General features: G+C 70.3%; 17 protein-coding genes. 4 read left to right on the top strand and 13 right to left on the bottom strand.

The genetic code is table 11. The features are described 5' to 3' along the window. Positions 1 to 9 precede the first annotated feature (9 nt). From G515_RS0118025 to G515_RS0118045, 5 genes are read right to left on the bottom strand one after another with little or no spacing between them, the layout of a single operon-like run. Positions 10 to 1,149 (bottom strand): branched-chain amino acid ABC transporter permease, encoded by a 1,140-nt coding sequence (locus G515_RS0118025; RefSeq protein WP_169570683.1) that lies wholly within the window; start codon positions 1,147 to 1,149, stop codon positions 10 to 12. Continuing rightward, complete coding sequence (locus G515_RS0118030; protein ID WP_028661284.1) at positions 1,146 to 2,057, bottom strand: branched-chain amino acid ABC transporter permease; 912 nt, start codon at positions 2,055 to 2,057, stop codon at positions 1,146 to 1,148. The genes G515_RS0118025 and G515_RS0118030 overlap by 4 nt, the downstream gene beginning before the upstream one ends. Next, a complete protein-coding gene (locus G515_RS0118035) occupies positions 2,054 to 3,946 on the bottom strand; it encodes an AMP-dependent synthetase/ligase (protein WP_051218542.1) in 1,893 nt (630 codons plus the stop codon). The genes G515_RS0118030 and G515_RS0118035 overlap by 4 nt, the downstream gene beginning before the upstream one ends. Next, positions 3,943 to 4,728 (bottom strand): ABC transporter ATP-binding protein, encoded by a 786-nt coding sequence (locus G515_RS0118040; protein WP_028661286.1) that lies wholly within the window; start codon positions 4,726 to 4,728, stop codon positions 3,943 to 3,945. The genes G515_RS0118035 and G515_RS0118040 overlap by 4 nt, the downstream gene beginning before the upstream one ends. Then, positions 4,725 to 5,513, bottom strand: coding sequence for an ABC transporter ATP-binding protein (locus tag G515_RS0118045; protein WP_028661287.1), 789 nt, complete (start codon positions 5,511 to 5,513; stop codon positions 4,725 to 4,727). The genes G515_RS0118040 and G515_RS0118045 overlap by 4 nt, the downstream gene beginning before the upstream one ends. Positions 5,514 to 5,680: 167 nt before the next feature. On the opposite strand from G515_RS0118045, the gene G515_RS22225 reads away from it, so the two are divergent. Then, the gene (locus tag G515_RS22225) at positions 5,681 to 6,904 is read left to right on the top strand and encodes a PucR family transcriptional regulator (RefSeq protein WP_169570686.1); all 1,224 of its coding nucleotides are present in this window, start codon (positions 5,681 to 5,683) and stop codon (positions 6,902 to 6,904) included. A 47-nt stretch (positions 6,905 to 6,951) separates the two neighbouring features. On the opposite strand, the gene G515_RS0118055 is transcribed toward G515_RS22225, so the two are convergent. After that, complete coding sequence (locus G515_RS0118055) at positions 6,952 to 8,454, bottom strand: hypothetical protein (protein WP_028661288.1); 1,503 nt, start codon at positions 8,452 to 8,454, stop codon at positions 6,952 to 6,954. Between the two features lie 216 nt (positions 8,455 to 8,670). On the opposite strand from G515_RS0118055, the gene G515_RS0118060 reads away from it, so the two are divergent. Beyond that, positions 8,671 to 10,143 (top strand): AMP-binding protein, encoded by a 1,473-nt coding sequence (locus G515_RS0118060; protein WP_028661289.1) that lies wholly within the window; start codon positions 8,671 to 8,673, stop codon positions 10,141 to 10,143. A gap of 26 nt (positions 10,144 to 10,169) precedes the next feature. On the opposite strand, the gene G515_RS0118065 is transcribed toward G515_RS0118060, so the two are convergent. Beyond that, on the bottom strand, positions 10,170 to 10,679 hold the full coding sequence (locus G515_RS0118065) for an LURP-one-related/scramblase family protein (RefSeq protein WP_036555982.1): 510 nt from the start codon (positions 10,677 to 10,679) through the stop codon (positions 10,170 to 10,172). Positions 10,680 to 10,882: 203 nt separating this feature from the next. On the opposite strand from G515_RS0118065, the gene kynU reads away from it, so the two are divergent. Next, complete coding sequence (gene kynU / locus G515_RS0118070; protein WP_028661291.1) at positions 10,883 to 12,127, top strand: kynureninase; 1,245 nt, start codon at positions 10,883 to 10,885, stop codon at positions 12,125 to 12,127. A 38-nt stretch (positions 12,128 to 12,165) separates the two neighbouring features. Here the strand turns inward: kynU and G515_RS22230 are convergent, their stop codons facing one another. The 6 genes from G515_RS22230 to G515_RS22245 all read right to left on the bottom strand — a co-directional run bounded on the left by G515_RS22230 (position 12,166) and on the right by G515_RS22245 (position 25,051). Next, on the bottom strand, positions 12,166 to 13,164 hold the full coding sequence (locus G515_RS22230) for an aldose epimerase family protein (RefSeq protein ID WP_169570689.1): 999 nt from the start codon (positions 13,162 to 13,164) through the stop codon (positions 12,166 to 12,168). A gap of 23 nt (positions 13,165 to 13,187) precedes the next feature. Next, positions 13,188 to 14,201 (bottom strand): LacI family DNA-binding transcriptional regulator, encoded by a 1,014-nt coding sequence (locus G515_RS0118080; RefSeq protein WP_028661292.1) that lies wholly within the window; start codon positions 14,199 to 14,201, stop codon positions 13,188 to 13,190. A gap of 251 nt (positions 14,202 to 14,452) precedes the next feature. Beyond that, positions 14,453 to 23,764 (bottom strand): putative Ig domain-containing protein, encoded by a 9,312-nt coding sequence (locus tag G515_RS22850; RefSeq protein WP_084653701.1) that lies wholly within the window; start codon positions 23,762 to 23,764, stop codon positions 14,453 to 14,455. A gap of 207 nt (positions 23,765 to 23,971) precedes the next feature. Further along, positions 23,972 to 24,250: a vWA domain-containing protein gene (locus G515_RS22855; protein ID WP_051218546.1), complete on the bottom strand. Its 279-nt coding sequence runs from the start codon at positions 24,248 to 24,250 to the stop codon at positions 23,972 to 23,974. A 29-nt stretch (positions 24,251 to 24,279) separates the two neighbouring features. Then, positions 24,280 to 24,417, bottom strand: a complete 138-nt coding sequence (locus tag G515_RS23395; protein ID WP_157571183.1) for a hypothetical protein — start codon at positions 24,415 to 24,417, stop codon at positions 24,280 to 24,282. Between the two features lie 73 nt (positions 24,418 to 24,490). Next, positions 24,491 to 25,051, bottom strand: a complete 561-nt coding sequence (locus tag G515_RS22245) for an SDR family NAD(P)-dependent oxidoreductase (protein WP_084653702.1) — start codon at positions 25,049 to 25,051, stop codon at positions 24,491 to 24,493. 201 nt (positions 25,052 to 25,252) lie between these two features. Here G515_RS22245 and G515_RS0118095 point away from each other — a divergent pair, with 201 nt between their 5' ends. Then, positions 25,253 to 25,690, top strand: coding sequence for a universal stress protein (locus G515_RS0118095; protein WP_028661293.1), 438 nt, complete (start codon positions 25,253 to 25,255; stop codon positions 25,688 to 25,690). The last annotated feature ends 142 nt before the right edge of the window (positions 25,691 to 25,832 follow it).

The raw sequence follows: 25,832 nt of genomic DNA on the forward strand, positions 1-25,832 counted from the left end.
GGGGCCGGATCAGTAGCTGAACGGCCAGCTCTTCCAGTAGTTCCGGATCCGGATCCAGATCCCGAAGAGCCCGCGCGGCTCGAAGAGCAGGAAGCCCACGATGAGCAGGCCGTAGAGCACCTCCTGCAGTTGGAAGATGTTGGGGATGTCGGTGGGGCTGCCCGAGATGAAGGTGAGGTAGTCGGGGAGCTGCCGGGTGAGGGTGGGCAGCATCGAGATGAACAGCGCGCCCATGAGGGTGCCGCTGACGGTGCCCGCTCCGCCGATCAGCACCATCGCGATGAACTGCACCGAGAGCAGCAGGTTGAAGCTGCTCGGCTCGAAGAAGCCGATCAGGCTGTAGATGAGCGCGCCCGAGCAGCCGGCGTAGAACGAGGAGATCGCGAAGGCGACGGTCTTGGTGCGCGGCAGGTTGATCGCCATCATCTCCGCGGCCATGTCGCGGTCGCGTACGGCGGCGAAGGACCGTCCCACCCGCGACCGGGCCAGGTTGCGGGCCGCGAGGGCGAAGACCAGCAGCAGGACCAGCAGGGTCAGGTATGCCTTCTGGTCGCCGCTGAGGATCTCACCGGTGCGGGTCAGTTCCAGCCCGAAGAACTCCATCCTCGCGCCCTCGCGCCCCACCCCGGCGCCACCGGTCAGGTCGCTCCACTCCTCGAAGATGTGCTGCCCGATGAAGACCAGACCGAGCGTGACGATGGCCAGGTAGAGCCCGCGCAGCCGGGTCGCGATGGGGGCGATCACTACGCCGGTCAGCGCTGCCACCAGGCCGGCCGCGGGCAGCCAGATCGCGATGTTGGTGATCCCGAACCCGATCGTGCGGCCCTCCGGGTCGCCCGAGAGCGCCGCCGCGGTGTAAGCACCGACGCCGAGGAAGAAGGCGTGGCCGAGCGAGACCTGGCCGGCGAGACCGGTGATGATGTTGAGCCCCAGCGCACCGATGGCGAAGCCGAAGGCGATCGCCAGGGTCTCCAGGGTCGGGTCGGTGAGCAGGAACGGCAGCCCGAAGGCGACCAGGATGATCACGCCGACCCAGATCTGCTTCGGTCGGGTGTTGAACAGCGCGATCTCCTGCTCGTAGCTGCCGAAGAAGGCGGGTCGGCCCGGCAGCCGGCGGCTCCGGCGCGGCGTCTGGATGGTGGTCGTCATACCCGCCGTACCTCCGGAGTGCCGAAGAGGCCGTAGGGACGCACCAGCAGCACCACGAACATCAGCACGTACGGCGCCACGACCTGGAAGTTGTTGCCCAGCCAGGGCGCCCACTGGCCCTGGTAGCTGCCGACCAGCGACTCCACCACACCGACCGCGAGCCCACCGATCACCGCCCCGGCCAGCGAGTCGAGCCCGCCGAGGATGATCGCGGGCAGGGCGACCAGCGCGACGATCCAGATCTGGCGATCCACGCCGGCGCTGGTCGCGAGCAGGGTGCCGGCGACGGCGGCGAGGGCGCCGGCGATCGCCCAGGACATCGAGAAGACCGCGCCCACGCTGATGCCCTGGGTCATCGCCGCCTCCTGGTCGAAGGCGGTCGCCCGCATCGCGAGGCCGTGCCGGGTGTAGCGGAAGAACAGCACCAGGAGGAGGACGACCAGGGCGAGGATGCCCAGCGCCACCAGGTGCCGTTCCTGGATCCGGAGCCCGAGGATCTCGGTGCGCTCGAGCCCCCACGGGTTGGGCACCGGGCGGGCCCCCAGACCGATGAATCCCGAGGTGATGACGCGGACGGCGATGTCGATGCCGATGGTGATGATCGCGATGGTGAAGGCCGCCCGGCCGATCATCGGCCGGATCGCCAACCGCTCGATCGCCATCGCCACCAGCGCCGTGACCAGCGCCGCCGCGGTGACGGAGACGAAGAACGCGACCGCGCCGACCAGGGCCGCGCCCAGGGCCGGTGCGATGTAGCTGCTGATCACCGCCCCGGTCATCATCAGGGCGGGCTGCGCGAAGCTGATCGCGCCGGAGGACTTGTAGATGATCACGAAGCCCAGCGCGAGCAGCGCGTAGATCGCGCCGTTGCCCAGACCACGCAGGACGGACTCGAGGAACTCGGTCATGAGGCACTCCCCGCATAGAGCTCGTCGACCAGGTCGTGGAAGGACCGCTCGATCGCCGACCGCTTCACCTTCTGGGTGGCGGTGAGCTCGCCGTCCTCGTGATCGAGCTCCTTGGGCAGCAGTCGGAAGACCTTGATCTGCTCCACCTGGGCCAGCCGGAGGTTGACCTCGTCGACCACCCCCGCGACCAGCTCGACCACCTCGGGCTTCTCGGTCAGGTCGCGGTAGGTGCTGTAGCCGATCCGCTGCCGCTGCGCCCACTCGCCGACGGTCTCCAGCTCGATGCCGATCATCGCGGAGAGGTACCTGCGCCCGTCACCGAGCACGATCGCCTCACGGACGTACGGCGAGGCCTTCAGCTCGTTCTCGATCTGCGAGGGCGAGATGTTCTTGCCCCCGGCGGTGATGATGATGTCCTTCATCCGGTCGGTGATCTTCAGATGGGTGCCCTCGACCCACTCGCCGACGTCGCCGGTGCGCAGCCAGCCGTCCTCGGTGAGCGCGGCCCGGGTGGCGTCCGGCTTGTTCCAGTAGCCGGCGAACACCCCGGCGTGCCGGGTGAGGATCTCGCCGGTCAGCTCGTCGATCCGCAGCTCGGTGCCGGGATGCACCTCGCCGACCGTGCCGAGCCGGACCCGGCCGGGCCGGTTGGCGGTGGCGACCGCGGTGTTCTCGGTCATGCCGTAGACCTCGTGCATCGGCACCCCGATGCCCATGAAGAAGCGGAGCACGTCGGGGGCGATCGGAGCCGCCCCCGAGGCGGCGTACCGCACCTTCCGCATACCGAGCCGGTCCTTGAGAGCGCGGTAGTAACAGACCCAGCCGACGGCGTAGGTGAGCCGGGCGGCGACCGTGGGCGCGCCGCCGGTCTCGACCAGCCGGTGCCCGAGCCGGTCGGCGACCTTCAACCAGAAGCGCCCGACCCGGCGCTTGAGCCAGGAGGCGCCGGAGAGCCGGTTCTCGATCCCGGCCAGCTGCTTCTCCCAGATCCTCGGGACGCCGAACAGGATCGTCGGCTGGATCTCGCGCAGGTTGGCCGGCACCGTCTCGATCGACTCCGCGAAGTTGACCTGGGTGCCCGCGCCGGCGTTGAACCAGGTGCTGAAGATCCGCTCGGCGACGTGGGCGAGCGGCAGGTAGGACAGCGACAGGTCCTTCGGACCCGGTGGTGGATCGGTGAAGGCCCCCTGCGTGACCAGGATCTGGATCGCGAACTCGACGTTGGCGAGGGTGAGTTGCGCCCCCTTCGGGGGGCCGGTCGTACCCGAGGTGTAGATCAGCGTGGCCAGATCGGTGCTCTGCTGGGCGGCGATCACCTCACCGAGTGCCTGTGGCCGGTCCTCGCGGTACCGACGGCCGAGTTCGAGGAACTCCTCCCACGACATCAGCTTGTCGTGGGAGTAGCGCCCACGGATGCCGCGCGGCTCCAGGTAGACGATGTGCGCCAGTGCCGGGCACTCCTCGACCACCGCGAGGGTCTTGTCCAACTGCTCCTGGTCCTCGACCAGGATCACCCGGGCCCCGGAGTCGGCGAGCAGGTAGCCCACCTCGGCGGCGGGGTTGGTCGGGTAGACACCCACCGAAGCGGCCCGGGCAGCCATCGCGCCCATGTCGGCGATCAGCCACTCCGGGCGGTTCTCCGCATGGATGGCCACCCGGTCCCCCGGCGCGATGCCGAGCGCGAGGTAGGCGTGCCCGGCCGCCTCCACGTGCTCCCAGTACGACGCCCAGGTCCACTCCCGCCAGATGCCGAGGTGCTTGTCGCGCAGCGCGACGGCGTCCGGTCTGGCCGACGCGTGATCGCGGATCCGGGTCACCGGAGAGATCACCGGGGTGGCGCCGGGGCTGCTCCCGGCGCCGGTGACCGGTCCGGGGGTGGGCTCGCTCACGAGCTCAACTCCTCTCCCAGGTAGGCCCGCAGTACGTCGGGGTGGCGCTGCACCTCGTCGGGGGTGCCGGTCGCGATGGGCTCGCCGAAGTCGACGACCAGGATCCGGTCGGCCAGGTCCATGACCATCCCCATGTCGTGCTCGACCAGCACCATCGGGATGTCCAGCTCGTCCCGGATGTCGAGGATGTAGCGGGCGGTGTCCTCGGTCTCCTCGAGGTTCATGCCGGCCACCGGCTCGTCGAGCAGGAGCAGCTTGGGCTCCATCGCCAGCGCCCGGCCGAGCTCGACGCGCTTCTGCACGCCGTACGGAAGCAGCCCGACGGGCATCGCGCGCCACTGCTCCAACTCGAGGAAGTCGACGATCTCCTCCACCACTCTGCGGTGCTCGAGCTCCTGGCGGCGTGCCCGCCCACGCCACACCACCGCGGCCAGCGACCCGTAGGTGATGTGCTGGTGCCGGCCGAGCATCAGGTTGTCGATCACGGTCAGGTGCTCGAACAGCGCGATGTTCTGGAAGGTGCGCGCCATCCCCATTCCGGCGATCCGGTGCGGTCGCATGCCGCGGAGGTCCTGACCCAGGAACTCCACCCTCCCCTGCTGCGGCCGGTAGACCCCGGACATCACGTTGAACAGCGAGGTCTTCCCCGCTCCGTTCGGCCCGATCACGGCGAACAGTTCGCCGGGCCGCACCTCGAGGCCCACCCCGTTGATCGCCTTGACCGCGCCGAAGGAGAGATGCACGTCCTCCAGGCGCAGGACCGGCTGGTCGCGATCGCTCATGCCGACCACCGCTTCTTGCGTCGGTAGTGCTTGACCTCGCGGAAGGACTTGCGGCCGTCCTCACCAGGATGCAGGCCGAGGTAGAACTCCCGGATGTCGTCGTCCGCGAGCAGCCGGGTGGCGGGCTTGTCCAGCACCACCCGCCCGGTCTCCATGACGTAGCCGTGGCTGGCGATCGAGAGCGCCATCGTCGCGTTCTGCTCGATCAGCAGGACGCCGGTGCCCGCCTTGTTGATCTCCAGGATGACGTCGCGGATGGTCTCGACCAGCTTGGGTGCCAGGCCCAGGGTCGGTTCGTCGAGGAGGAGGTAGCGCGGGGAGGACATCATCGCCCGCCCGATCGCCAGCATCTGCTGCTCGCCCCCGGACAGATAGCCGGCGGTCCGCGAGCGCCGTTCCCGCAGGACGGGGAAGAGGTCGTAGACACGTTCCATGTTGGTGGCCATCTCGGAGCGGAGCGTGTGCGCCCCCGTCCTGAGGTTGTCCTCGATGCTCATCTCCACGAAGACCCGGCGACCCTCGAGGACCTGCCGGACCCCTCGCCGTACGATCCGCTCCGGCGCCAGGTGGTGGATCGGCTGCTCGTCGAGGGTGACGCGACCCTTGGTGATCTCGGCGTCGTGGACGTCGAGCAGACCGGTCAGCGCACGCAGCAGGGTGGTCTTGCCGGCGCCGTTGGAGCCGAGCAGCGCGATGATCTCCCCGTCGGGGATGTCGATGCTGACACCGCGCAGTGCCAGGACGACGTCGTCGTAGACGACCTCGAGGTTTCTCGCGCTCAGCATGGTGTCCTCCCGCCGCGCGGAGTGTGGCGTGCGTCTCATTGTTCTGACGCACCGCGAGGACGTCTTCGGAGGCGTGTCCAAGTTGTGACCCGTCGATTCGTGATCCGCCCACAATCGCGAGCCTGGCGCACTAATGTGGCGTGGATCACATCGACGAAGGGCCCGAGATGTCGCAGCGCGCTGTGAGCAGCACTGGTGAAGCCCGCCGGGTGGCCGACTCGTCCTGGCAGCATCTGGACGAGCACGCCCACCATGCCGCCCGCGCGATCTGGCGCGAGGTGTCCGACTATCGCGAACGCGCCGACCTCCAGCTCTTCGCCGAGGTGGAGGCGCACTGCCGGCAGGTGTTCGGGGTCTACGTCACCACCGTGCGCGAAGGCAGACCTCCGGAGCGGCGCGACTTCCCGTGGACCCCTCGGCACGCCAGGCGTCGCGCCGAGCTCGGCATCGGACTCTCCGACTTCCTCCAGGCCTTCCGGGTGGGTCAGATGACGCTGTGGGACGGGTTGAGGGCACGCTCGGAGGCCGGCGAGATCGGCGCGGACACCGTCTTGGAACTCGTCGGCCCGATGCTCCGCACGGTCGAGGTGGGCAGCACCGTGGCGGCGGAGACCTATCTCGAGGCGCAGCAGTACCAACTCGCCGACGCCGCCCGGCTGGCGAGGGACCTGCTGGAGGACCTGCTGGCCGGGCACCCGCCGACGGTCCGGGAGCGGCAGCAGGCGCTGCGCGCGGCGGGCCTGGGTGAGGAGAGCCGCTTGATCCTCGTCGTCGCGACCCTGCCCGACCTGGACGGCGAGGCTCCCGAGCTGCGCCGCCGAGTGCGCCAGGCGCTCACCGGCCCGGACCTCGGCCTGATCGTGAGCAGGCACGACGAGGCGGTCGCTCTGCTCCCCGTGCCCCCCGCAGGCGTGGGTCGGCTGCTGGACTCCGTGCGGTCCGTGGTGACCTCACTGCTGGGGAGCGGCATCGAGGCGCGGGTCGGGGTCAGCTCCGTGCACGCGGGCTGGGAGGCGATCCCCGCCGCGTACGACGAGGCCCGGTTGGCCCGGCAGTCCCTCGCCTGTCCCGGCCTACGGGCGATGACCGAGCTGTCCACCCTCGACCTGCTGGTCACCGGCCAGCACGGGCTCGCCCGGATGATCCCTCCGGAGGTCCGCGGGTTCGTCGAGGAGGATCTCGCCGCCGGCGGCATCCTCGTCGACACCCTCGCCGCCTACGTCGAGAACGACCTGAACGCGCGCTTGACCGCCGTACACCTCAACCACCACGTCAACACGATCTACTACCGCCTCGGCCGGATCGCCGAGCACACCGGTCGCGACGTCCGCTCCGCCCCCGACCTGATCGACCTGCTGCTCGCCGTACGACTCCTCCGCGCCGACCCCTGACGTCGGGGGCTCACACCGGGGGCTCACACCGGGGCTCGATCAGGGGCTCAGCCCCGGGCGCCGGCGTAGCCGAGCACCGCCGCCAGCCCGAGCGCGCTGCGGGGTTCGTAGGCCACCCGCCACAGACCGCCGTGGGCGGCGCCGTAGGCCTCGTCCTGCCAGGGGTGCTCGTGCTGGGGCGTGCCCGCGACCAGGTCGTGCACGAGGAGAGCGGCCATCAAGGTGTTGGAGGTCTCCGGTTCGAAGACCTCCACCCCGAAGCGGGGCGCCCCGGCGAAGGCGGCGGCGAGGGCGCGACTCTTGACCACCGACCGGGTGCGGGTCGAGGGCGCGATGTGGAAGCAGACCTCCTGCCCCTCCTGCCGGGCGACCGTGGCACGCCACCGCTGGATCCGCTTGGCCAGCGCGTAGTTGGGTCCCTGGACCGGCACCAGGCTGTCGGCGATCCCCGGATCCGCGGCGGGCGCGTAGGCGCGGTGCAGGAGCCGACCCCGCGAGGCCCAGCGCAGCGGCCGACCGACCAGTTTGCCGGTGCGGCTGCGGTCGGCGTAGGCCCGGTTGGCGTGCTCCACCGCCTCGCGCGGCACCACGAAGACGTCGGTCGGCGTGGCCAGGAAGGCGAGTGCGGTCTCCGGCCGGGCCCGGCTCACCCGCTGCGCCAGTACGTCGGCCGCGACCGAGACGCGGACGTGGGTCGCACCGTCGGCGTAGAGGTAGTTGCCCACCACCGGCCGGCCCTCCAACCCGAGGATCCAGTCGGCCACCGCCGGCACCTCGGCGAGCAGATCGGCACCGGCCACGCCCGCCAGCGGGGGGTCGTCCTCGACGGCGGCCGCCTTGGATCCCTCGACCGGAACCAGCAGTCGCCCCGCCTCTGCGCGGGCCGTGCGCAGCACCCGCTCCCAGACCGAACTCCGGGGCAGGTCGAGCGCAGCCACCGTGGCCCCCCAGTGCAGCAGTGGGCGGAGCGGGCCCATCTCGGCGCCGGCTCCGAGCACCACCATGGTCCTGCCGTCCAGTCTGAGCCACTCCGGGTGGGCGGCCACCTCGCCGATGATGTCGGCCACCGAGGGCTCGATGATTCCCCTGTCGGTCCAGTCGGCCAGTTGCGCGCGCAGCGCCGAACCGCGCAACGTCTTCCCACGGTAGGGCAGGCCGAACTCGGTCTCGGCCTCCCCCTCCCCGCGGACCTCCACGGTCTCCAGTCGGTGGCCGGCCGGGACGTCCAGCAGGGAGTCCAGCGGGAGGTCCGGGGCAGGCTCGCCGGTCGCGTCGGCCTCGGGCACGACCACCATCGCCGCATGGACCGCGTCCAAGCCGTGGGAAGCGATCCTCCGCCACGCGTCCGGGTCGGCCAGCCCCGCCTCGACCAGTCGCCGGAAATGGAGCGGGTACCGACTGCGCCATGCGGTCTCCTGTTCCGCGGCGCGCGCCCCGGCCGGGTCGACCGCCCGCAGCGCCTCGGCCACGATCCGCCGCCCGGCCGCGGTGGTGCTCCGCTGACCGGCGGGGTCCTCGGACTGGGCTGCGAAGGAGACTCCGTGCGTCATGGGCCCATCATGGCGGGTTCCCGGCAGCACGCGTCCACGGTCCGACGTACGACGGCCCGATGTACGACGGCGCGGCGAGCGGGGTAGGCGGAGGTGGCGCGGATGCTGGACAAGTGTGATCGCAACCACAGCCGGGTCCCTAGGATGGCCGCGCAGCCGTGCTCGGGCCGCGCGGGTGAGCCGCGCCCGGCCGTCCTCCGAGAGAAGCGAGAGAACGTGTTCGTCCCTGAAGAAGGCTTCCCGATCGGCAACATCCCCGCCGCCTACGCCGAGCGGATCCCCGACACCGTCGCGGTGCGATGTGCCGCGGACGAACTCACCTGGCGCGAACTGGATGCGGCCTCGGACGCCGCCGCACGCGGCCTGAGGGAGTACGGCGTCCGCCCCGGGGCCATCGTCACGCTGGTGCTCCCGACCGGCACCGACATCGTGGTGGCGGCGTACGCCTGCCTGCGGGCCGGAGCCACCCCGCAGCCGCTCTCCCCCAAGCTGGCCCCAGCCGAGGCCGCGGCCATCCTGGAGTTGGCGGGTTCGGCAGCGGTGATCACGACCGCCGAGCCGCCCGAGGGTCTCGCCGGGGCCACCACGACGACCCTTGCCGACCTCACCGCCCTGGGTGCGGGCACCCCGGCGCTCGGCACCCTGGTGGCGCCGTCGTGGAAGGCGCCCACCTCCGGCGGTTCGACCGGCCGGCCGAAGATCATCCTGGCCGGCAAGCCCGCGCTCTTCTCCCCCACCGACGGCGACCTGTGGCGCATCGGGCCCGGGGAGCGCGCACTCATCACCGCACCGCTGCACCACAACGCGCCGTTCTCCAACACCCTGATCGCGCTGAACAAGGGCGCCACCGTGACGCTGCTGCCGCGCTTCGACGCGGAGGGCACCCTGGCGGCCATCGAACGCGACCGGATCACCTGGCTCTACGTCGTACCGACGATGATGCGCCGGATCATCGCGCTGGACGAGGAGACCCGCTCCGGCTACGACCTCTCCTCGCTGCGCGACCTCTGGCACTGTGCCGAGCCGTGCCCGCGCTGGCTCAAGCGGGCCTTCATCGACTGGCTGGGCGCCGACCGGATCTGGGAGCTGTACGCCGGTACCGAGGCCCAGGCCGGCACCCAGATCAGCGGCACGGAGTGGCTCGAGCACCCCGGGTCGGTCGGTCGGATCCACTGGGGTGAGGCGAAGGTCATGGCGGCGGACGGCACCGAGGCCGACCCCGGTACTCCTGGCGAGATCTTCATGCGGGTCGCGCCCGGCAACCCCGACTCCTACCGCTACCTCGGGGCCGAGGCCCGGGAGGTCGACGGCTGGTCCTCACTGGGCGACATGGGTCATTTCGACGCCGACGGTTACCTCTACCTCGGTGACCGGCGCAGCGACATGATCACCGTCGGCGGGGTCAACGTCTACCCCGCCGAGGTGGAAGCGGCCCTGGTCGAGCACCCCTGCGTACACACCAGCGTGGTGATCGGGCTGCCCGACGCCGACCGCGGCAACCGGGTGCACGCGATCGTCTCGCTCGCTCCGGACGCGGAGGCGAGTGCGGAGGAACTCGCCGAGTTCCTGCGTCCCCGGCTCTCGGTGCACAAGCTGCCGCGGTCGATCGAGTTCGTCGACGAACCGCTGCGGGACGAGGCCGGCAAGGTGCGCCGCTCGGCGTTGCGGGCCGAGCGGCTCACCACCTGAGCCGGTCTGCCGGAGGGCGGGGCCGGTCAGTCGGTCATCGACTCCAGGGCGATCACCATCGCCAGGACCAGCGCCTCGTCCTCCCCCGCTGCCACCTCGACGCCGTAGGTGTCACGGATCCGGAACCACTTCTTGGAGATGGTCGCAACGGTGTCGCCGTCCCGCTCGATCTCGTACTCGTGGTCGACGATGTTGCCCTTGGCCTTGAGGTCGGACCCGCCCTCGACATCGATGTTGAACCGGTCGCGGATCCCGATCAGGGCCTTGTGCACGGTCGCGACCGTCTCGCCGTCCCGCTCGATGGCGACCTTGTCGCGCACGCTGAGCTTGCGCTCCTGGATGGTGGCCAGTTCACGTCCGGAGAGGTCCTCGAGCACGAAGGTGTCGCGCACCCGCATGGCCTTCCCGTTCGCCTTGTAGACCCGCTCGCCCTCGCCGTCCTCGATCCACGAGTCGTCCCCGATCGAGGCCAACTTCTCCCGCATCCGGAACCGGCGCCCGGCCGGCTCGTCCCGTCGTCCACGCAAGAACCCCACGACGCCATCCCTTCGCTCGGATCGACGCGTCCGCGCCGTGCCGCCACGGTAGAGCATGGGTGGTGTACGCCGGAGGGAGAGCGGGAGAGCACAGCCGCGCTCGGACGTCGTCCGCTCCAGCCGGGGTTCACCTTTTCGCGGGGGGGCGCAGTCGCGGCAGCATCCTGACTCCCTGCCCGTGCCGCCGGGCATAGGGTGAGGACGTGAGCGATCCCCTCTCCCGTGCCGTCGCCGTCGCCCGGGATCGAGCGGACCCGCTGCGCGAGTGGCGTGCCGAGTTCGCGCTGCCGCAGGAGGTGATCTACCTCGACGGCAACTCGCTGGGTGCCCTCCCCCGCCGTACCGCCGAGCGGGTCCGCCGGACCATCGAGGAGGAGTGGGGGCAGGGCCTGGTCCGGAGCTGGAACGACGCCGGCTGGTTCGACCAGCCGCGCACGCTCGGGGACCGGGTGGCCCCGCTGATCGGCGCGGGGCCAGGAGAGGTGGTGGTGTGCGACAGCACCTCGCTGAACCTGTTCAAGGTGCTCACCGCGGCGCTGGGTCAACGCCCTGGGCGGGACGTCGTGGTCACCGACCTGGACAGCTTCCCCACCGACCTCTACATGATCCAGGGAGCCACCAGCCTGCTTGGCGGCTACGAGTTGCGCTACCTCACCAGCACCGCTCCCGATCTCGACGACCTCCTCGACGAGCGCGTCGCCGCCGTCGTCCTGACCCACGTGGACTACCGCACCGGAGAGATGTACGACCTCGACGCAGTGACCCGGCGGGTGCAGGAGGCGGGCGCGCTGATGATCTGGGACCTGTGCCACAGCGTCGGCGCGGTCCCCGTCGACCTGACCGCCGCCGGTGCCGACTTCGCGGTCGGGTGCACCTACAAGTACCTCAACGGCGGCCCCGGCGCCCCCGCTTTCCTCTACGCCGCCGAGCGCCATCTCGACCGGGTCACCCAGCCGCTCTCCGGCTGGCACGGCCATGCCGCCCCGTTCGCCTTCACCCCGGACTACGAACCCGCCCCGGGCATCAGCCGTTTCCTCGTCGGTTCGCCCGGCCTGCTCGGCTACGCCGCCCTCGAGGCCAGCCTCGACCTGTGGGACCGGGTGCCGATGGCCGAGCTGCGGACCAAGAGCCTCGCCCTGACCGACCTGTTCCTCGATCTGGTCCAGGCTCGGCTGGGTGACCAGGTCGAACCGGTGACCCCGCGCGACCACGCCGTCCGCGGCAGTCAGGTCTCGCTGCGCCATCCGCACAGCTACGAGGTGATGCAGAACCTCATCGCCCGGGGCGTCATCGGCGACGTCCGAGCCCCCGACCTGATGCGCTTCGGCTTCACCCCGCTGTACGTGCGCTTCCAGGACGTCTGGGACGCCGTGGACGTGCTCGACGACATCCTCACCCGTGGCACCTGGCGCGAGCCCCGGTTCGCCGTACGGCGCCAGGTGACCTGATCCGGCCGCACTCCGATGCCTCGCGGAGGCCGCGCCCCTCAGGTCGCCGAGAAGACCCAGCGGTGGCGGGCACGGTAGACCTCCTGCGGACGGAGGATCGCGCTGGGCCACGCGGGGTTGTTCGGTGAGTCGGGAAAGAGCTGGGGCTCCAGGGCCAATCCGTCACCCTGGCGATACACGCCGCCGCCGGTCGCGGGCAACGTCCCGTCGAAGAAGTTGGCCGTGTAGACCTGAAGGCCGGGCTGGTCGGACCACAGTTCCATCCGGGTCCGGGTCGCGGGCGAGGTGAGCACGGCGGCGGCCCGCCACCCGGTCCCGCGCACCACCAGGTTGTGATCGACCCCCCGCGCCGAGCGCACCTGCTCGTGCGAGGAACGGGCGGCCGCCCCGACCCCGGCCGGCTCCCGGAAGTCGAACGGCGTGCCGGCGACCTCGGCATGGCCGTCGAGCGGGATGCCGGTCGCGTCCACCGGCGTGTACTCGTCGGCATGGACCTGGAGCAGGTGACCGTCGACCGACCCCGCCCCCTCCCCGTCGAGGTTGAAGTAGGTGTGGTTGGTCAGGTTGACCGGTGTCGGCGCGTCGGTGACCGCACGGAAGTCGAGCTGCACCGACCTCTCGTCCACGGTGAATCGCACCTCGGCCCGGAGCCGGCCGGGGAAGCCCTGATCGCCGTCCGGGCTCTCCAGCCGTAGGACGGCGTATCGTCCCGTCCGCTCCACGAGCTCCCACATCCGGGCGTCGAACCCGTCCGGACCACCGTGCAGGCTGTTGCCGCGGTCGGCGGTGCGCACCTGCACCTCGCGGCCGTCGAGGGGGAAGCGCCCGGCGGCGATCCGGTTGGCGTACCGCCCGATGGTGCCACCCAGGTGGCCTCCGCAACGACCGTAGTGGTGCTCGCTGGGGTGACCCAGGACGACGTTGCGCCGCACTCCGTCGCCACCGGTGACCTCGAGGCGATGAACCGCGGCCCCCTTGCGCAGCACCTCGAGGACGGGGCCCGGGGAGGCACCGAGGACCACCGACTCGTCGATCACGCCGAGCACGCTAACAGCGGGGCTCACCGTACGGCGAGCGCCGTGGAGGCTCGCACTATCAGCTCCGGCACGACGAGGTCGACCCGCGGGCTGGACTCCCCACGCAGGGAGCGTACGGCGAGATCGACGGCCGCCTCCCCGAGCCGGGAGAACTCCTGGCGGACGGTGGTGAGGCCCGGCCAGTAGTACGCCGACTGCGGGGCGTCGTCGAAACCGACCACGCTGACCTCCTCCGGCACCCGCCGCCCCAGCTCGTGCAGGGCACGGAACACGCCGAGGGCCATCGCGTCGTTCGCGGCCACGACCGCGGTCACCTCGGGATCGGCCCCGAGGGCGAGTCCGGCCTGGTAGCCGCTCCGCGCCGTCCAGTCGCCCACGATCTCCGGTCCCGGGCGCGCACCCCGGTGCTCGTGGCCCAGGCACCAGCCGTCCCGACGCTGGGTCGCCTCGATCCAGTCGAGCGGGCCGGTCACGTGGGCGATCCGGCGATGCCCGAGGTGCCACAGATGGTCGACGGCGAGCTCCGCACCGGCGGTCTGGTCGATGCCGGCGGCCATCGGTTGGTCGCGGGAGACCCCCTGCACCACCACGACCGGGATGTCGAGGTCCAGGTCGAGGGTGCGGGTCATCGCCTCCCGCTGGGCGACGGCCACCACCATCGCCTCCACGGACTCACCGAGCAGACGATCGACCGCACTCCCCAGTGCGTCGCCGCGCAGATCGGGAAGCCCGACCAACGAGACGTCGTATCCGGCCCGGTGTCCGGCCTGCTGAAGGGAGACGGCGATCATGCTCGGCCCGTAGTGGTCCAGATGCGCGGCGATGAGCCCGATCCGTCCGGACCGGTTGGTCGCGAGCATCCTCGCGGCGTTGTTGCGCCGGTAACCGACCAGCTCGATCGCCGCGAGGACCCGTGCCCGGGTCTCCGCACGCACCATCGGCGAGCCGTTGAGGACCCGCGAGACGGTCTGGTGCGACACGCCGGCCCGAGCGGCGACGTCGGCCATGCTCGGTGCCCGCCCCCGCGCAGATCCCATCCCTCCACTCTAGGAGAGTGCTGAACCGGACGGGCGAGCGCGAGCGGGTCCGGTGTGTGCGACGGCAAGGCCGCCGAGTGCAGGCGTGGCGGGTCACTTCGATCGAGGCGAACGCCGCCGGCGCTCCACCGGTCCTCGCCTAGCCGCGCGGGCTGTTCAGCAGACTCCTGGGGAGAGTGGAAGGAGGTTGTGAGTCTCGGTGCGGGCCATCGGCCCCGGTGAGACTCACAACCTCCCGGTGTGGTGCTGGATCAGTTGGTCGCCGCGATGTCGACGTAATCGATCTTGGTGTTGGTGCCGCCCAGGGCGTCGATGGTGAGTCGCCCGTCGGAGACGGTCACGCTCACCGTGGCGGTCTTGTGGTGGCTCGCGCTGCCCGCCGCCCCGCTCGGCACGAAGTCCTCGATCGCCGGCGTGCCCTCGACGTTGAGGGTGTGGCTCTCCGGATCGGAGTTCGCCGCCGGGTCACCCGCCGCCACGGTGACGGCGTAGGTGCCGTTCGGGATCGCGATCTCCCAGCGGCCGTTCTCGGCGGTGCCGTTGAAGTTCGGCACGTCCTCGGCCTGCATGTGCATCAGGGTGTCCAGGCGCTGGTCGGACTGCGCGTTGCGGTCGCGGCCGTTGCCGGGTCCGGTGGTGCCGCCCACCGAGAGGTCGAGCGGCTGGACGCCGTCCTCCTGGATCCAGCCGTAGGACAGACCGGTGCCCTGGTCGGCGGCCGTGCGAGGACCGAAGGCCTGCCCGAAGTCACGCAGGTACCCGGTCGGCACCGGCGCCGCGGCGTTCTGGAAGTTCACCTTCTGCGCGAACGCGTCGGCGTCGTTCGGCGTCACGGCGATGGCCGGTGTCGAGTCAGAGTTCGCCGAGCCGGGGATCACCGCGCGGACCACGTAGTAGTACGTCGTGCCGTTGGTGACGCCGGTGTCGGTGAACGTCGTCCCCGTGAGCGCGTTCGGGCCGCTCACCCGGTGGGCGTCGTCCGCGGGCACGTCCGGGTCGGTGTCGCGCCACACCCGGTAGCTGACGCCCTCCTCGCCGGTCGCGGACCAGCTGAGCGTCACCTCGCCGTCACCGGCGGAGGCGCCGAGGCCCTGGGGCATCCGCAGCTTCTCGGGCTTGATGTTGCTGATCAGGTAGGTGTTGTCGTTGTAGTCGTAGTTGATCCCCGAGTAGTCCATCATCAGCAGGTAGCTGCCGGGCACCGCGACGCCGTCCCGGTCCTCTACCTGGAAGATCCGGACATGGTGGCCGCAGGGCTCCACGCAACCGTTGGCGAGGTCCGCGGTGTGGCTGTTCAGGGCCGGGTCGGACTTCTCGTTGTCGACGTCGAAACCGAACGCGGTCGCACCGGGGGTGAACGTGCCACTCGCCGGCGCTGTGGTCGACCCCGACTTGGGCGGCAGCAGCGACTGCGCCCACAGGTTGTTCATGTTGGTGATCGACTGCTTGCTCCCGGAGCCCTTGTCGAAGCGGCTGATCGTCGCCCCGTTCGGGTAGGTGTGGTATCCGGACAGCTGCCGCACCGTCACCGGCTTGGTGGTGTCCCTGCGGAACCAGTACGGCGAGAGCACCTCGTCGCCGACCGCCTCGACATGGCCGTCGGAGTTCAGGTTCGTCGGGATGTCGGTCCCCATCCCAAAGGCCCGCGCGATCTGCACGACCGAGGGCTCCTGGTTGTTCTCACTGAGCGACTGCCACAGACCACCGAGCCTGATCGTCTGCGAGCCGTTGCCGGCGTTGCTCTGCACCGTCAGGGTGCCGTTGTGCACCTTGGTCGCGGTCGCGGTGAACCGGATCGTGACGTCCTTGCTCGCACCCGGTGCGAGCGTGAACGGCAGGGCCGGCGGGTTATCCAGCGCGAAGGTGTCGGTGAGGCTGAGACCGGTGACCTGCATCGGCTCGGTGCCGGTGTTGCTGATCCGGACGACACCGGTGTCGGCGACCCGCTGCTGGGCGTCGGCCTGCGTCTGGATCCGGCTGAAGGCGATCTGGTCCGCGAACGGTGTGGGGTCCGGGTTGGCCACCTTCAGCACCGCCTTGCCGGCGTCCGGCAGGTACGGCTTCACGTTCTGCACCAGCAGGACGATGTCCTGGCTGTCGAAGCTCCCCGGGATCTCCTCGGTCGCGAGCACGTAGGAGTTCGGCACGGTGGTGCCGTCGGCCTTCTTGTACGGGTAGACCCGCACGTGGTGGGGCAGCGAGCTGTCCCAGGTGTTCAGCTTGTCCTCGGTGTAGGCCCTCCGGCCGGCGAAGGCCGGCCACTCGGAGTAGATCCCGAACGCGGTCTCCTCCCCCGGGTCGATGTTGGTGGTCTCACCGTCGGTGTCGATCATCAGACCCTGGAGGTCCTCGGCCGGGATGGTGTACTGCCGGTGCACCCCGTTGGCGGAGCCGGCCTCGTGCCAGCCCACGTGGACGTCGTCGGTCCGGGGGCCGAACATCGCCAGCGGCGTGATGCTGATCGGCGTGTCGAAGAGAGCCTTCTGGAACAGCTGGGCGGGCACCTCGTCGCCGATCATGCCCTGGGTGTTCGGCATGCCGGAGTCGTTCGGGTTGGGGTCACCGACGTTGATCGGGATCTCGTAGGTGTCCATGATCCGCTGCAAGGACGGTTCGTTGCCGCCCTCGTAGCCCGCCATCGCCAGGCCGCGCAGCCGCACGGTCTTGGTGCCCGCATCGGTCGCCACCGAGAGCGCTGCTCCCTTGACCCCGACGCTGGTCGGCTTGAACGCGACCGGGATGGTCGTGCTCTCCCCGGCCGGCACGGTCACCGGGTACGACGGAGCGGACGGCTGGCTGAACTGGCCGGCGTCGCCGCCGCTCAGTGAGGCACCGGTGACGACCAGGTCCTCCACCCCGGCATTGGTGATGACCGCGTCGAGCGTCTCGGAGGTCGCGTTGACCGGACCGCTGAAGACCAGCCGGTCGGTCGCCTGGCTCACCGGGCCGCCGCCACCGCCCTGCGGCTTGAGCACCCGGATGGCGGAGTGGCTGCCGTCCTGGGTCATCTCGGTGACGTACAGGTTGCCGGTCCGGTAGTCCTCGGCGATGTCCAGCGGAGCCTGCATGTTGGTCGTGCCGGTGAGGCCGAAGGTCTGCTTGGACAGGGTGCCGTCCGGCGCCGCGTCGAAGGAGACCACGTCGCTGCCGCTGCTGTAGCGCAGGTAGAGCAGCTTCCCGTTGAGGGCCCCACCGAAGGCGCCGCCCTTGTACTCCAGGGCGCCGTTGGCGCTGGCGTGCAGACCCGCGTTGTAGACCCCGGCGAGGTCGTAGTTCGGGTCGGCCTGCGTCCCCACGGGGTACTTGGAGTTCTCGAACTTGTCCGTGCCCGCGGTCGGGTTGCCGTTGTTGAGCACGTACTCGCACCGCGACGCGTTCGGGTGACCGTAGTAGCGGTCCTTCTTCACGTCGAAGACGTAGTCCGTCTCCTCGGGGTTGCCGTTCTGCGCGGCGACCTTCGGGCCGGGGTAGCTGCCCTCGGGACGGTTGGCGCAGGTCGCCGGGAGGTTGTCCGGCACGGCGGGCACGTTGCCTCCGGCAGCCGACCCGTTGGTCGGCACGTAGAGGTGTCCGTTGCTGTGCCACACCAGGTCGTAGGCGTTGCGGACGCCGCGGGCGTAGATGGTCAGCGGCGCGTTCGCGGCGAACGGGTTGTAGTTCCCCGCCTCACCGGTGCGAATGTTCACGCCCTTGGCCGGCAGGTTCGCCGGCAGCTTGGCGGTGTCCAGGCGCAGGATCGCGGCGGAGAGCAGCCGCTCGTCCCGGTTGCCCCAGGCGCCGTCGGGGGCACCCATCGCGTTGTTGGCACCCTGGCTGAAGTACAGCGCACCGTCGGGGCCGAAGGCGATCGAGTTGGTCTCGTGGTCCTTGACCGAGCGGGGCAGTCCGTCCAGGACGGCCGTGTAGTTCTCCAGGTTCGGCCCGGTCAGCTTCGCCAGGCGACCCGAGGAGTCCGGCACGTTGCTCTGCCCGAGGAAGGGCGCGTTGTCGGTGATCCACAGGGTCAGGTCGTCCGCCGTCGACGCGGGGTCGAAGGTGAGGCCGATGACCGTGCGCATGCCCTGGTTGTAGGTGTCGCCGACCTGCCGGCTGTAGTCCTGCACCGTGGTGATGATCGCGGGGGTACCCAGGGTGCCGTCGTCCTCGATCGGGAAACGGTAGATCTGTCCGGTGATCGAGCCGGCGTACAGGTTGCCGTCGGGACCCACGGTGACCGAGGTGTACTGCTTGCCCTGGGCCGCGCCGGTGTCGATCCGGTCGAAGGCCACCGGACCACCGCCACCGGTGGTCACACCGGTGGTGAACGCCGTGGCGTAGGGCAGGAAGCTGCGGCCGTCGACGTCGTGGACGTCTTCGCCGATCTCGAGCCGGTAGAGGGTGTTGGGGTCCAGTTCCGCCTTGGGCGAGAAGTTGATCGTGTCCGAGCCACCACTCGTCTGGACGTTGCCGTCGACCTCGCCGCCGTCGGCCAGATCGACCAGCCGGACGTGGTCTGCCAGGGTGCCGGGCTCCACACCCCCGCCGATCAGGTTGAGGTCACACACGACGCCGCCGGTCGGGCTGACGGCGGTGGCCAGGTTGCCCGGGGTGCACTTGAGCACCGAGGGACGCTGGGTCGCACCGGCCACGCTGTCCAGGGTGACCCAGTTGATCTTGGTGTTGGTGCCGCCCTGGGGCGTGACGGTGAGTCGGCCGTCGGTGACGTTGACGGTGCGGGTCGCTGCGCTCCAGTGGGTGGCGGCACCGTTGGCACCGGTCGACACGAAGCCGGCGATGGCGTTCTGGCCCTCGATGTTGAGCCAGTGCGTGCTGTCCAGCGAGGTGGCGTCACCGGCGGACACCGAGACCTGGTAGGTGCCGTTGGGCACCGCCATCTCCCAGTAGCCGGGGGTCTTCACGCCGCCGTCCGCGTTGGCGGGCAGCTGCATGTGCATCAGACCGGCCTGGAGGGCGGAGACACCGGCGGGCGGGTTGGCCCCGGTGTTCCGGTTGCGGCCGTTGCCGACCAGGCTGACCGGCTGATCGGTCGCGATCGCCTTCCAGCCGTAGGTCAGCCCCTCGCCCTGGTCCGCGCCGGTGCGAGCGCCGTACGCCTGGCCGAAGTCCTCGGCGTACCCCGCCGGCGGCGTGCTCGCCTCGTCGGAGAATCGGACCTTCGCGTGCACGTCGGGCTCGATCGGCTCGGTGGCGCTGTCGATCTCGAGGTAGTTGAGCTTGGTGTTGGTGCCGCCGGCGGCGTCGATGGTCAGTCGGCCGTCGGTCACCCGTGCGGTCACCGTGGCGGTCAGGTACTCCTGGGTCGCTCCGGCCTGGAAGCGGCTGATCGCCGGCATGCCTTCGACGTTGATCGAGTGCTGGCTGTCGTACGCCGTGGCACCCATCTGGTCGCCGACCGAGACCTTCACCTCGTACCAGCCGTCGGGAAGCGCCCGCTCGAAGGCACCGGGGGTCTTGTTGCCGTTGGTCCCGGCACCGCCGTCGACGTCGCCGTACTGCATGTGGATGACCCGGTTCTGCAGGTCAGAGATGCCGACGCGGGTGCGAACCCGGGTGTTGGTGGTGAGGTTCAGCGGAGCGTGCTGCTCACCCGCCAGGCTCTCCTGGGTGACCCAGCCGAGTCCGTTCGCGTCGGTCCAGGCCGCACCGTTGTTCTTGGTGTAGCCGGTGGGGACGGCGGTGTCCGCCGTCGTGGTGAAGCTGTACTTCTCGTGCACCTCCGGCAGCGCCTCGGTGGTGGCGGTGGCCTCCGCGGAGGCCGCCGAGGCGTTGCCGCTCTCGTCGACCGCGACCACCACGTAGTGGTAGGTCGTGCCGCCGGCGACGGTCTCGTCGGTGAAGGAGGCGTCGGTGATCGGCTCCGCACCCGAGACCGGGGCGCCGGTGGTGTCGACGTTCGCGGAGGTCGAGCGGTAGACGCGGTAGCCGGCGAGGTCGTCCTCGGAGTTGGCCTCCCAGGTCAGCTCGACCCCGTTGTCGGTGACGCTCGCCTCCAGACCGGCGGGAGCCGCCGGCGCGGTGATGTCGGGCGCCTCCAGACCGCGGACCTCGAAGTTCTCGAGGTCGACCACGATGTTCTCGCTCGCGGCGGCGTTGCGCTTGGTGCTGTAGACGCCGGCGAAGGAGACCGGGTCACCGGCCACGGCCGCCGCCTCGCCGTTCGCGAGGGCCACGCCGTCGAAGAACGCCTGCGGGATCGGCAGAGCCGTCGGGGCGACCTTGTTGGCGGCGTCGGTGAGCTGCTGGAGCGGACCGCCGTTGACCGAGTACTGCAGCGACGCGATGCCGCCGGCGCCCGGGGTGTCGTCGGCCCGCAGGACCAGCTTCACGTCCTGGCCGGCCGGGAACGGGGCCGAGTTCAGCTCGTACGTGTCCGACGGGAAGGCCACGGCGCCGCTCTCGGTGAGGAGCTGGACCTTGTTGGTGGTGGCACTGATCCGTGCCACCGAAGCCTTCACATAGTCGTCCTCGCCGAGGCCGAACCAGATCCCGCCCTGCTGCGAGCCGTTGGTGGCACCGGGGAACGTCGGGGCGACGACCGTGGTCTCGACCTCGTAGCCGCCCTCGGCGCCGGAGACGCCCACGCCCAGGGTGTTGAGCTGCGAGTTGGTGCCGGCCGAGTCGGCGGGCTTGCGATAGGCGATGCCCTTGGTGGCGGTCAGCTCGAGGTGTCCGTCGGTCGTGGCGACCAGGCCGGGCTCGTAGCCGGGGACGTCGGGGTTGCTCGGGGTCGCCGGGGCCGGGGCCTGGGCCACGTTGCCTCGAGCCGACGGCGCGTCGACCATGGTGAAGCCGGTGTCGTCCAGGCCGCCCTCGGTCCCGTCGAAGGACAGGCTGTAGGGCAGGTCGACCGGGATCTCGGCACAGGTGAGCGTCGAGATCGGCGCGCAGTCGGTGACCTCCTCGGCGATGGAGAAGGCGAGGTCGGCGGTGTCGCTCGCGTCGCTCGGGTCGGTGGCGAGGATGCTCGCCGTCACGTCGCCGGCCGTGGTCGGCGTACCGGCGATGGTGAGGGTGCCGTCGGCGTTGTCGGTCGCGCTCAGGCCGTCGGGCAGGTCGGTGGCGGAGAGTGTGAGGGCGTCGCCGTCCTCGTCGACGGCGACCACGGTCACCGTCTGCTCCAGGGGCTCGCCGACGGTGCCCTCCACGGAGGTCGGGTCGATCGAGGTGATCACCGGGGCGTCGTTGACGCCGTCGACCGTGATGGTGAAGGTGTCGGTGGCGGTGCCGCCGTTGCCGTCGTTCGCGGTCACGGTGACCTCGAAGACGCCGTCCTCGGTGGGCGTGCCGGAGATGGTCGCGGTCTCCGCGTCCCAGCTCAGGCCGGTGGGCAGCGTCGAGACGTCGATGCTGACCTCGTCGCCGTCCACGTCGGTGGCGGTGATCGTGATCGGGGCGATCGCCTCGTCCTCGGTCGCGGTGGCGTCGTCGACCGGGGTGATCACGGGGGCGTCGTTGACGTTCGCGACGGTGAGGGTGAAGGTCGCGCTATCGGCGAGGCCCTTCGCGTCGGTGGCGGTCACCGTGACGGCGTACTCCCCGGGCACGGTCGCGGTGCCGGTGATGGCGCCGTCGGCGTAGGTGAGGCCGGCCGGCAGGCCGGTCACGGTCACCGTGGCTGTGTCGCCCTGGTCGGGGTCGGTGACCTCGACGGCGATCGGCTCGATCGCCTCGTCCTCGGTCGCCTCCTGTGCGTCGATCTCGACGATGCTCGGAGCCTCGTTGACGTCGGTGACGTTCACGGTGACGGTTGCCTCGGCGCTCGCCGTGCCGGCGGTGACCGTGACGGTCAGCTCGTGGGTGGGATCGGTCTCGAAGTCCAGGTCGCCGGTGACTGTGAGGTCGCCTGACCTACCGTCGATCGCGAACAGACCCTTGTCATTGCCACCGGTGATCGCGTAGCTGATCGCGTCGCCGTCGGGATCGGAGGCCTCGACCGTGTCGATGCTGGTGCCCGGCGCGGTGGTCTCGGCGATTTCGAACCGCTGGTTCGTGATGACCGGGGGGTCATCGACGTCATTGCTGATGGTGATAGTCAGTGTCTCGTTCGCGGTACCGCCGTTGCCGTCGGTCACGCTCACCGGTACATGGAACTCCCCCGTGGCAGCGGTCAGGTTCGCATTACCGACAGTGACGACGCCGTCCGCGGCCACCCGGAACTCGTCCGAGGTGCTGGAGAAGGTCCGCACATCGCCGTCTTCATCAGTAGCCGCCAACTGGCCGATCTCAGTGCCCGGCTTCGCGTTCTGCTCGACAGTCAGCGGCTTGCCCACGACGAAGACCGGATCATCGTTGATGTTCCTCACGGTCAGGGTGAAGGTCTCGGTGTCCGCGAGACCGTCCCCGTCCTGGGCCGTGACGGTGACATCGGTGCTGCCGGGGACCTTCGGCGTGCCCGAGATGGTGGCCGTGTCGGCGTCCCAGTCCAGGCCCACCGGCAGGCTCGGCTTCGCGAACGTGACGTCGTCGCCGTCCTCGTCGGTGGCAGTCAAGGTGATCGGGTCCATCGCGACGTCCTCGTCGATCGAGATGTCCTCGATCGGGTCGATGACGGGAGCCTCGTTCACGTCTTTGATCTTGATCGAGACCGTGCCCTCCACGCTGGCCTGGCCGTCGGAGACGTCGACCGTGAGGCTGTAGGACGGCGTGGACTCGAAGTCGAGCGCTCCGTTGACGGTCAGCCGGCCCGTCTTCTGGTCGAGCGCGAACGCGCCGGCTTCGTTGCCGGCGAGGATCGTGTACGTGAGCGCGTCGCGGTCCACGTCGGAGCCCTTCAGCGCGGCTACCTGCGTGCCTGCCGGGGTGTCCTCGCTGATGCCCTCGAAGGTGTTACCGGTGAAGGTGGGCGCGTGGTTCTTCTTCGGGTCCTCGATCACGCGCAGGGTGAAGCTGCGGCGAGCGGTGGCCAGGCCGTCGGTGGCGGAGACGGTGGCCACCCATGCGTCCTTGGCAGCACCCGTCGGCGCGGTGCCGACGAGCTGGCCGGTGGCGGCGTTCAGCCGAAGCCAGGTCGGACGGACCGGCGAGGAGCCGATCCGTCGGTAGGAGACCGAGTAGCGCAACGCCTGGGGGCCGCGGTCGGGGTCGGTCACGGACGGCCGCACGATCAGCCGGTCGCCCTCGATGACGTTGCGGTTGCTCAGCGGAGCGAACTGGGGCGCCCGGTTGGCGGGGATCCGCACCTGGAAGCTGCGCTTGGCGCTGGCGCGACCGTCGGTGACCCGCAGGGTGACGCGCCAGCTGCGACCGGCGAACCGGACGGGGGCCACACCGCGCAGCACGCCGGTACGGCGGTTGAGCGTCAGCCAGCTCGGCTTGCCGGCGGCACGGAAGCGCAGCGCGCGCGGGCCGCGGTCACGGTCCTTCGCCTTCGGGCGGACGACGAGCAACTGCCCGGCGCGCACCAGCTGGGTGGCGATCGGCTTGAGCCGCGGCGCCTTGTTGCGCGCGGCTTCGGCGCTGGGCGAGACCAGCGCCAGCATCGAGACCGCGAGCAGCAGAGCCGTGGACAGGGTGATGAGGGCCGAGAGTGTGCGTCGAGCGGCCAGGAAAGGCAAAGGGCGCATGGATCCATTTCCCACGAGGTCGTTGGAGGGACCCGCGCACGCCTGACCACCCCGAAGTAAGCCGTGTGCCCCGTCGTCCCCACTGAGCAGCGTTTACTTTCCGCGATCCCGCAGCCCTTCGAACACGTTTCAACTACGCATACCGGAAATTGGGTATGTAAGCCCGAAATTCCTCCTTGGACAGCCGGTTCGAGGTATAAGCAGTCCTCACCGCTCGCGGAAGAGCGCGCTCACGGCGGGTGCGACATCCCGCTGCCCACCTATCAGGCGGAGTTCGCCGCGACCCGCGCGAGCCAGGGCCCGGCCGAGGTCGACGTCCTTCTCCCCACCCGTGTCGAGCAGCACATCGAGGCGGGGAAGCACCGCCGCCGCCCTTCGCGGGTCGGGCCCGGCGTTGTGCACGCAGTCCGAGAGGAGCAGCACTCGCGACTCGCGCTCATCGCGTCGGTTCAGTTGCGCCTTCGCCAACTCCAGCGGGAAGGCCACGTTGGTCAGCCCGCGCGCCGGGATCCGGATCAGCCGGTCGAGCAGGTCGAGCGGCCCGACTTGAGGTCGAAGGTTTGCAGCAGTGCCGCGTCCGACCAGAAGGCGATGACGGCGACGCGCTCACGGGCCAGTTCTGCGGCCAGTGCGCCGACGGTGGCGGCTGCCATACGCCGGCGTTCCCCTTTAGCCGAACCCGAGACGTCCACGCAGACGACGACCGAACGGACCGCCCGCACCCGGTCACGGACGACGATCTCGGCCGCCCCCGGCAACGGTTGTGTAGCCCAGCCCGCCCGGTGACTCGCCGCCGATCCCGGCGAGGCCGGCGGTGGAGCTGGTGAGCACGATGGCGCCACCCCTGCCGTGACCGAGCAGCGACTCCTTGGCCACCTCAACCGTGTGGTACACGCCGGTCAGATTGACCTCGACGACGTCGAACCAGGCCTGCGGATCGTTCTCGGCACCCGGCAAGGTCATCGGTGCGATGCCGGCGTTGGCCAGCACGATGTCGACGGCGCCCAACTCGGCCACCCCGGCATCGAAGGCCGCCTGGAGCGCTGCGCGGTCACGGACGTCGGCCTGGGCGACGTGGATCCTCCGGTCCAGCTCCTCGACGTCCTGCGCGGTCTGCGCCAAGTCGTCCGGGGTTGCCATCGGGTAGGCGACTGTATCGATCTGGCGGCAGATGTCGACCGCGATGATGTCGGCGCCCTCCTCCGCGAGCCGCGCCGCGTGGCTGCGCCCCTGCCCGCGCGCGGCACCGGTGATGAAAGCGACCTTGCCCTCGAGTGTCCCAGCCATGTCCTCCGCCTCTCGTGACGATGTGTGACCGCCACCACTCCACACTCGGACGGGACCCTCGGTAAAGAGGCGAGACCAGCGCACCAGCCAGGTCCGCCCCCTCCGGTACGGCGGGCCGCGGCGATCGCACCGGATCGTCGGGGCGCGGCTCATAGGATGTGGCAGGCAGGCCCGATTCCCCAGACGACAAGGAACCGATTGATGATCAGCACGATCGTGACCGGCGTGGATGGCACCGACACCGCCCGGGAGGCCGCCCGGACAGCGGCCCGACTGGCCCAGACGCATGGTGCGGCACTGCACCTCCTGTCCGCCTTCGGACCGGTGGATGTCAAGCGGGTCAACACCGAAGGCGTGAAGGTGGCCATCGACTTCAAGCAGCCGGCGGAGCAGACCGCGAGCGAGGAGACCGCGCTGTTGCGCTCCGAGTTCCCGGACCTGGAGATCACCGGGGGCGCTGCCGAGGGTAAGCCGGCGGACGCCCTCGTCGACGCCGCCGAACAACTCGGCGCCGACCTGATCGTGGTCGGAAACAAGCGAGTGCAGGGCCTGGCCCGCATCCTCGGCAGCATCGCCGCCGACGTCGCCCGCCATGCGCCGTGCGATGTCTACATCGCGCACACCCACCAGCGCAGCTGAGCACCACCCCGCTGAACCCGTCAGCGCTGACCCATCAGCACGAGGCCCGGACCACGTCGGTCCGGGCCTCGTTGGTTGCTGCACCCTGCGACGACGCGATGTCACACGATGGTTGCCGGTCGGTAACAACGCCGCTATGTTA

This window comes from Nocardioides insulae DSM 17944 (genome assembly GCF_000422825.1).
Classification (GTDB): domain Bacteria; phylum Actinomycetota; class Actinomycetes; order Propionibacteriales; family Nocardioidaceae; genus Nocardioides; species Nocardioides insulae.

Excerpts from the sequence above, each read along its gene's own strand:
- G515_RS0118080 (WP_028661292.1), bottom strand. The coding sequence starts at position 14,201 with ATGGGATCTGCGCGGGGGCGGGCACCGAGCATGGCCGACGTCGCCGCT.
- G515_RS22225 (WP_169570686.1), top strand. The coding sequence starts at position 5,681 with ATGTCGCAGCGCGCTGTGAGCAGCACTGGTGAAGCCCGCCGGGTGGCC.
- G515_RS0118045 (WP_028661287.1), bottom strand. The coding sequence starts at position 5,513 with ATGCTGAGCGCGAGAAACCTCGAGGTCGTCTACGACGACGTCGTCCTG.
- G515_RS0118025 (WP_169570683.1), bottom strand. The coding sequence starts at position 1,149 with ATGACGACCACCATCCAGACGCCGCGCCGGAGCCGCCGGCTGCCGGGC.
- G515_RS0118030 (WP_028661284.1), bottom strand. The coding sequence starts at position 2,057 with ATGACCGAGTTCCTCGAGTCCGTCCTGCGTGGTCTGGGCAACGGCGCG.
- G515_RS0118040 (WP_028661286.1), bottom strand. The coding sequence starts at position 4,728 with ATGAGCGATCGCGACCAGCCGGTCCTGCGCCTGGAGGACGTGCATCTC.
- G515_RS23395 (WP_157571183.1), bottom strand. The coding sequence starts at position 24,417 with ATGGCAGCCGCCACCGTCGGCGCACTGGCCGCAGAACTGGCCCGTGAG.
- G515_RS22245 (WP_084653702.1), bottom strand. The coding sequence starts at position 25,051 with ATGGCTGGGACACTCGAGGGCAAGGTCGCTTTCATCACCGGTGCCGCG.
- G515_RS22850 (WP_084653701.1), bottom strand. The coding sequence starts at position 23,764 with ATGCGCCCTTTGCCTTTCCTGGCCGCTCGACGCACACTCTCGGCCCTC.
- G515_RS0118095 (WP_028661293.1), top strand. The coding sequence starts at position 25,253 with ATGATCAGCACGATCGTGACCGGCGTGGATGGCACCGACACCGCCCGG.
- G515_RS0118055 (WP_028661288.1), bottom strand. The coding sequence starts at position 8,454 with ATGACGCACGGAGTCTCCTTCGCAGCCCAGTCCGAGGACCCCGCCGGT.